Source organism: Methylobacterium iners (genome assembly GCF_022179305.1).
In the GTDB taxonomy this organism is placed as follows: Bacteria; Pseudomonadota; Alphaproteobacteria; order Rhizobiales; family Beijerinckiaceae; genus Methylobacterium; species Methylobacterium iners.
Genome location: NZ_BPQP01000151.1, coordinates 1 through 7,885 on the forward strand (window position 1 = coordinate 1; position 7,885 = coordinate 7,885).

Annotated in this window: 5 protein-coding genes; 3 read left to right on the top strand and 2 right to left on the bottom strand. The window is 59.1% G+C overall.

Translation table 11 applies throughout. From position 1 onward, the window contains the following. Positions 1–158: 158 nt before the first annotated feature. Entirely contained in the window at positions 159–2,093 is a 1,935-nt protein-coding gene (locus tag MFF55_RS26370; protein ID WP_238247189.1) for an autotransporter domain-containing protein, read from the bottom strand. A gap of 105 nt (positions 2,094–2,198) precedes the next feature. Further along, a complete protein-coding gene (locus MFF55_RS26375) occupies positions 2,199–3,080 on the bottom strand; it encodes a helix-turn-helix transcriptional regulator (RefSeq protein ID WP_238247190.1) in 882 nt (293 codons plus the stop codon). A gap of 593 nt (positions 3,081–3,673) precedes the next feature. Here MFF55_RS26375 and MFF55_RS26380 point away from each other — a divergent pair. From MFF55_RS26380 to MFF55_RS26390, 3 genes are all read left to right on the top strand, one after another. Beyond that, positions 3,674–3,982 (top strand): hypothetical protein, encoded by a 309-nt coding sequence (locus tag MFF55_RS26380; RefSeq protein ID WP_238247192.1) that lies wholly within the window; start codon positions 3,674–3,676, stop codon positions 3,980–3,982. Between the two features lie 46 nt (positions 3,983–4,028). Then, positions 4,029–5,504: a methyl-accepting chemotaxis protein gene (locus MFF55_RS26385; protein ID WP_238247194.1), complete on the top strand. Its 1,476-nt coding sequence runs from the start codon at positions 4,029–4,031 to the stop codon at positions 5,502–5,504. Positions 5,505–5,634: 130 nt separating this feature from the next. After that, entirely contained in the window at positions 5,635–6,873 is a 1,239-nt protein-coding gene (locus MFF55_RS26390) for a sensor domain-containing phosphodiesterase (protein WP_238247197.1), read from the top strand. Positions 6,874–7,885 lie beyond the last annotated feature (1,012 nt).

A 7,885-nucleotide genomic window follows, 5' to 3' on the forward strand; every position in this document is an offset into this window, starting at 1 on the left:
CACCAAATGGGGGCTGGTCAATTGAGCGAAGAACCAGTGTTCTCGCCGGGGGAGTAAGACCCCAAAGAATTATGCTCCTTAATTTCTAAGCGAGACGATATAAATAGGCCCGGCAGACAGAGCCGGGCCGAGATACTCATTAGCTGATGAAGTAATACTCAGAAGCGATAGCGCAAGCCAGCGCTCACGGTGTGGTCGTCTCCGCCAGACCGAGCGAAGCTCGTTGAGCCGGTGATGACGCCGCTGAGACCATTCCCGAGGTCTACATCGAGTCCGCCAGCAACACGACCATAGACATCATCGCTGAAGCGGCCAGTCTGAGTACGGATCAGCAGCGACGGTGCGTAGGTCTGAAAAGAGGTAACGGTCCGCACTCCATCAAGGAAGTCGTGCTGCGCGGTGACGTTTAGGAATGGGCTGATCAGCCCCCCGAAGGCTGGCAGCGTTGCTCGAACCTGAACCCCTCCACCAGCTGTGAGGCCTTCGAGGTTCTGCTGTCGTACGCCGATACTCAGCAGGGGATCGCCACTCTCGCGGTAGGCAGCCACGTGCGCATTGGCGTAGGCGACTTCTCCAATCGGACCAGCCTGGAAAGCGCCAAGGTCGAACAGGTAGCCGATGCGGGCCGAAGCCGTGAAGGTGTCGCCGCCTGGTGCTGCGGAGAGACGATCGTTCAATGCGCCAGGCCGGCTCACGGTGTAATTATTGCTGCCGTACGTGAAGGCCGCATCCGCGAAGAAGTTCGGGAACGACAAGGAGGCAAACCCAGCTCCTTGGAAGCTGTCGAGGTCTATTCGGCCATTGCTTGGACCGCGAAGGTCGACGGACGTGTTCAGGTAGTTGAAGGCAGCGCCAAGAACGAGGTTGGGTGTGGCTTGATACATCACGCCCGCAGTGACACCGCCAAAATCGGCACCGTAGGTATTGCCGATGTTACCTGCAGCGCGGTTTTGAACGGTGCGATCAACTGCGGCGTAAGTGCCTAGAGCGAAGAGAGAGAACGGACTGCCGACCTGGATGGGGATTGTCGAGGGCGGAGCAGTTCGTCCCGGTAAATCGGCCGAGTAGGCCACAGGGACCGACATGACCATATTCCGCCGCCGCTCAGCGCTGAGGAAGTCGATCAGGGTTGAGGAGAACGCCAGGCCCACCGATTGACCAAGTTCGCCTTGCGGACCACTCGTCAGAGGAGCGTTCAATTGGTTGGAAACGAAGGCTGCGATGTAGCTATTCGTTCTGCCTGTGAGATGGACGCCATCGACGGAGATATACTGGTTCTCGGCAGCGCCACCGTTGAGATAACCGATAGGCGCGCAGGCTGGATCTGCGCTGCAGCTCCCAAGGGCGGCTTGCGGAATGTAGCCGAATGCGGTCGGGTTTGCTCGCAGACGAGTGAGCAGGCTGTCAACGTCGAAGTAGTGAACGTTGATGCCTCTGTCTGAGTAGGCCTGCAACAGAGCGGGAAACTGCGTGTTGAAGGACGTAGCCAAGTCTCGGTTGTTGCCGCGGAATGTCTGCTGATTGAAGACCAAGAGCTCTCGAGCCCCGAGCCCAACAAGTCGGTCAAGAGCAGAGATATTGTTCGTCAAAATTGACGATAGCCTAGTCGAACGCTGTTCTGGGGTGGCGGCTACTGGAATTTGGCTTATGTCGTTGTACCCAATCCAGAGAAGCGCAAGATCGCGCGGCCCGAAGCGGCCGGTTCGCGCGGTAAATTGATCGATTTGATCTGGAACGCCCCACGGGAAGGCGGGCGATGCAAAAGGATTAGGTGCCTGCCTGGCGGAAGCGGCGCCGCCGATCGCATAATCGTTGCTTGGATTGTATGGAGCGCCAATGCGATCCGGCAACAATTCAAAGTAACCTGGGGCATTGGACCAGCGTCCGCCCTCATAGAGGCGTGTCCCACGTAGGGCGTCTAATGTGCCTGTTGGGCTATACCCATTCACCTCTCGCGGAATTCGGCCATTATCGGTAAGGCTATCACCGAAACCAAATAGGCCGGTGTAGTAGCCCGACTGTGCAAACCCGGTGGCGCTGCCGAGAGCCAGAAAGCTCGTCGTGGCCAGAACTAGAGCTGCATGACGTTTCATCCCGGACCCCTTTTTTCTTGGTTCGGGCAGCGTAGGCGGCGGTAAAATGCGTGTCTTGTCGTTTCGGAAACCCGTGGTGATAGCGCGAACAAGTCGTCCGCCCCCTCAGTTCACGACGGCTCTGCTGTTGCGGAAATGCGACGGAGAGACCTTGAGGAGCTTCCTGAAGGTTGCCGCCATCTGGCTGTGGTCGACGAAGCCAGCAGCCTGCGCGACATGGCTGAGGGGCATGCTTCCCGTCTCGATCATAGCCCGCGCGAACTCCACGCGCCGCTTGAGCATGTACTGGTGGGGCGAGATACCTGTCGTAGCCCGGAACGCACGACAGAAGTACTGAATGCTGACGCCGAGAAGGGTCGCGAATTCGCCAAGGTTCGGTCGGCCAGCCATCTGGCTGTCCATCAGATCAAACACCATTCCCAGTTGTTCGCGAGACAGGCTGCCGTAGCTTGGCTTCTGTAAAGATGTGCTTGCACGCAGAGCATGATGGACCATGGCCGCCACTAGCATCTGCAGGAACAACGGGCCGTTCGCGTTGCCGCTTTTAATCTCAAGGCCAAACGTCGCAAGGAGGCTTTGGGCGATCTGGTCCCGGAGGTCCAGCTCTCGAGTGCGGGCGAAACGGCGGCGACTTACCGCTCCAAGGCCGATGTCTGCGCCGATCGCGGTCGCGACAAATCCGGCCGAGATCAAAATGTGCTGACTGCGTCCGCTGCCCTCCCACGATCCCGCGAGGCAGTCGCCCGGCGCACTGACTGCGGAACTCGGCGGAACCAACAGGAATGGCGAACTCGTCGGACCGATACGTTGTCGAACAGGATCGAGGTGCGACGCAATATGAAGCTTCGTCGAAACAAAATCCCAAGCACCCCCTGGGCCGTACTCCAATTCCCGAAACTCCCAGCCGGGCTCCTCGTGGTACGCGAGAGTTTTGGGAGGGGTGGAATACTGCTTCCAGTGCTCTGCTCGGCGAACGAGGTTCGCCATGATTTTCCACCCCGCTAAGTATCTTTGGCCCTCGGAAAGCCTCTGGCAACTCAGGGTATACGGCCGTTCCGTCTGCCATGATCCGAGCGGCTTACATTGCATGAGTAGGCCGAAGGGCAAAGCCTAGCTGGGCCCTTAAACTCGAATGGTTGGCTAGCACTCCAGACACTTTTTGAAACCTGCAGTTTACATTTTCAACAAGCTATCAGCAGAGAAGCCTCTTCTGGCACATCAACAGTGAGGCGTAAGATTAACATTTGCAATTTACATATAATTAACTTGTCATAGCGCAAATTAGCTCAAACGATGCTTGGAAATTGCGGCCCTACATTCAAAGTAGTCATACAGAGCAGATCAGGGCATCAAGCAGAAAGGCCGAGCAATATATCCGCGAAATATTTTTACAAGCAGCATTACCTATCCCGAAACTAACATATCTCAGTAATTCTATCTCTGAATTCGGATTAATATTGACTTATAATTAATAAAATCATGCTAGATAAAGCTAATCAAGTGCCTGATGCAATTAGTGGTCTTAAGCTATTAGCATAAAATGCATCCTCATTTACTTCTACGAGCGCGGAATTCGCCCGATGCTTCTTAAACCCATTGGCAACGTTGCCCCGCTTCTTCGTGGTCCAGCAAGTGACAGGCTGCTCGTCCAAAGTCAGAGCGATTGTCCGGCAGGCGATGTTGCCCGCCTGAAGGAACTCGCCCTGCAGCTCAAGGCGGCTCAACGGTTGTTCGTGCGTACGGCCGACGACCTGAAGGCGCTCTGCAGCCTGGAACAGCACACGCGCGTTACAGAGGTCACGGACAACTATCTCAAGCAGGTCGATGCGCTCCGCTCTCGCATGAGCACGCTGATCAACTGCAGCGAAACACATCCGTTCTCTGTCTGATTAATAGCCGATCCTTGAACTTTCGACGACATACGCGAGCGCTACCATGTCTCTCTTCAACTCCGACTACACCGCGCTTCTGCAGGCCGTTGATCGCTCGCAAGGTCGCATCGAATTCAGTCCGGACGGCAAGATCCTTCTCGCCAACGAGAACTTCCTCAGGGCGGTGGACTACACGCTGTCCGAGATCCAAGGCCAGCATCACAGCATGTTCATGCCGCCCGACGAGCGCGGCAGTGCTGCCTACGAGGAATTCTGGGTCAAACTTCGTAGAGGCAAATTCGCGACCGGCGAGTTCAAGCGCATCCGCAAGGATGGCAAAGAGGTCTGGATACAGGCCTCCTACAACCCCGTGCTTGATCGACGTGGACGCACCATCAAGGTCGTAAAGATCGCAAGCGACATCACCGATCAGAAGCTGCGCTCCGTTGCAGCGGAAGGCCAGATCGCAGCCATCAACCGCTCTCAGGCCGTCATCCACTTCCTGCCCGACGGTACGATCACGCACGCCAATGCGAACTTCCTGAGCGCGATGGGTTATGGCCTCAATGAGATCTTAGGCCAGCACCACAGCATGTTCGTCACAGCTGCGGATCGCGAGGGCAGCGTCTACGCAGGGTTCTGGAAGGCCCTGGCTGGTGGCGAGTTCAAGTCAGGTGAGTTCAGGCGGGTCGGCAAAGGGGGCCGGGAGGTCTGGATCTACGGCTCCTACAATCCGGTGTTCGACGCCGATGGACGACCTTGCGCGGTCGTCAAGTTTGCCAGCGACATCACCCAGCAGGTGGCTGACCGGGAGCGGCGTCGACAGGCCCAGCAGGTGATCGAGGTCGACCTCGGTTCCATCACACAGGCAATGTCGGGCGTCAGCCAGCAAGCAACGGCCACAGCGGACGCGGCCGCTCAAACTTCTGGAAACGTTCAATCCGTAGCAGCAGGCGCGGAGGAGTTTGCAGCGTCGAGCGAGGAGCTGAGCCGGCACGCGATCGAAGCAAAGAGCGCGGCGGACGATGCGGTGAAGCGGGCCAAGGAGGCGGCGGCCATCGTCTCTGGTCTGACGGCCTCGACCGACCGGATCGGAGAGGTCGTAACGGTCATCCGTTCGATTGCCGATCAGACGAACTTGCTGGCACTCAACGCCACAATCGAGGCGGCACGAGCGGGCGAGGCTGGGCGGGGCTTTGCGGTTGTCGCATCGGAAGTGAAGGCGCTCGCAAACCAGTCCTCTCGCGCAACCGAAGAGATTGGTCTCCAGATCGGGGCCGTTCAGGCTGCCACAGGTCAGGCGGTGCAAGCGATCGAAGCTATCACGATGACGATTGAGAACCTGTGCCAGATCTCGCTAAGCGTTTCCTCGGCCGTGACGGAGCAATCTGCCGTCACCCGCGACATGTCGCTGAACATGCACACGGCTGCCGGCAGCGTGGAGGTCGTGCGGCAGAACATGGATGCGATCGCACGCGCCGCCGGCGACGTGGACAGCGCGGTTCAGAAGGTGACCGCAGCAGCACGCGCCCTCGGCTGAAATCGCAATAGGCATGCCTAGCGGCGCGCCCTACGCTTCAAACGGGCGATAACACTTATACAGGGCTGCAGTTTCAGCTCTCTCAATACATCAGCGCCCTAATCATCCAAGCACGACATGAGATTCGCACATGGTTCTGTCATCCAGTGATCTTGCGCCGCTCGGCGCCCATGCCGCTGCCGGCGAGGACGTGATCCAGGATGCCCTTGTGGCGATCCGGAACCATCTCGGTATGGAGGTCGCCTACTTCTCCGAGTTCAGCGCCGGCCGAACCATCTTCCGCCGTGTCGATGCGCCGGGCCTTGAGCACCTAATCAAGGTCGGCGACTCCCACTCTCTCGACGATGTGTACTGCAACCACATCCTGGCCGGACGCCTGCCCGAGCTGATCCCCGACACGGCACAGGTGCGGCTCGCACGCGAGATGCCGATAACGGCAGCCGTGCCGATCGGCTCGCACATCAGCATACCGATCCGCCTCTTCGACGGCACTCCGTTCGGGATGTTCTGCTGCCTCAGCCCGCGACCGATCCCGTCTCTCAACGAGCGCGACCTCGCCACGATGCGCGTCTTTGCCGGGCTGGCGACCAGGCAGGTCAACACAGGCCTTCAGCAGCGACAGAAGGACCAGCAGACGCATGACAGCATCGCAGGCGTGATCGCGGCTGAGAATTACGACATCGTCTTTCAGCCGATCTTCGACCTGCGGAGCAGCACTGTGATCAGCTGCGAGGCGTTGTGCCGGTTTAAGCCAACCCCGTACCGCTCGCCCGACAAGTGGTTCCAGGACGCTCTCGATGTCGGTCTCGGGCTTGAGCTGGAGCTGGCCGTCCTTAGGACGACGCTCGCCGCCCTCCCACACCTGCCGGCCTCGATTTCGCTCTCGCTCAACGCCTCGCCCGAGCTGGTGATCAGCGGACGCTTGAGAAACCTCATTCCTGTCGAGCATGCCGAGCGCATCATCCTGGAGATCACCGAGCACGCAGCGGTGTCGAACTACACGGCCCTGCATGCCCAGCTCAGGCCGCTGAAGCGTCTCGGCGTTAGGGTCGCGGTGGATGACGCAGGCGCCGGGTATTCGGGCTTGCAGCACATCGTGCAGCTCGGCCCGGACATCATCAAGATGGACATGAGCCTGACGCGTGCCGTTGACACTGACCCCGCGCGGCGGGCTTTGGCCACTGCGATGGTCTTCTACGCGCGCGAGACAGGATCTTGCATTGTGGCTGAGGGCATCGAGACAGCCGCGGAACTCAGCGCACTCCAACTTCTCGGCGCCGACCGTGGTCAGGGCTACCTGCTCGGCAAGCCCGGAAGCCTTGCGACGTTGTGGGCTGCCGCCACCGAGGCGCAAACAAGGGTCGCCTGAGCGCGCCGCTCGGGAGGTGGGTGAAGTCTATAAGCCAGGACCAAGCTCATACCGTGATGGCCCATACCGAGGGCAACGCAGCGGCTTCATCATTCTTCCCGTCTGGCCCATAGGGTGAACAGCTCGATGAAGGCGGATCTCGTGTGCACGAAGAACCATGAGCCGCCATTCCTCCGCGAGCGGGTAGGTTCTGCACTCCATGCTGTCGGCACGTGCGCTCGCAATCATGCCGAACTGAGCCTCATGGCTGATCCAAGCTCCTACCTGCCAAGTACGGACGAGGAGGCAGAGCGACGTGCGGCCACACGCGGCTTCTATCGGGAGCTTGGGCTGATCGCGCTACTATGCAGTGTTACGCTGGCCGCAGTCTGCGGTCTGGCGATCTGGGCAAGTCAAAGCTGACGATCACGCATGTACGCGCGGCATCTTGCATTGTGCGACGCACCATCCCTCAGCCGCGTAGCAAAACAGCATCAGCCAAGCGCATGTGCGCTCCCCTTCGTCTTACCCAGCTTCAGAGCATTGACGTTAAAACTATAGTACGTAAATTTCTTCCAAGCTCAGTTTGCGAATTGTTGCGTGCTGCGTTGTGAGAGGTGTCATGTTCATGGATCCGATCAAGCGAGCACCCTGGGACCTTGGTTCTGACCGGACACCCGCCATCGAGGCACGTGCCGCAGCTGCGGACGGTAGTCTGAGCAACGTCCTGCGCTTGGTGGACACCTATGACGACCTTGAGGCTGCGGCACCACCAACGCGCCGGTCCTCAGCGCGAGATTGAGCCAAGCTGATCGACCGGATCCGTGAGACAGCGGCGCGCACCCGCGAGGTCGAGGCACAAGCGCATGAGCAGGAGCTACGCGTTCAAGACCTGCTGGATCGTGCCCGAGAGGACATTCAGGCAGCAGCTGAGCGTGTGCGTGCCGCCGATGCGCGCACCGCCGAGATGCAGGCCCGCACTGAAAAGCTGCTCAAGACTGCTGACGAGCGCGTGAAGGCAGCCGAGGAGCGT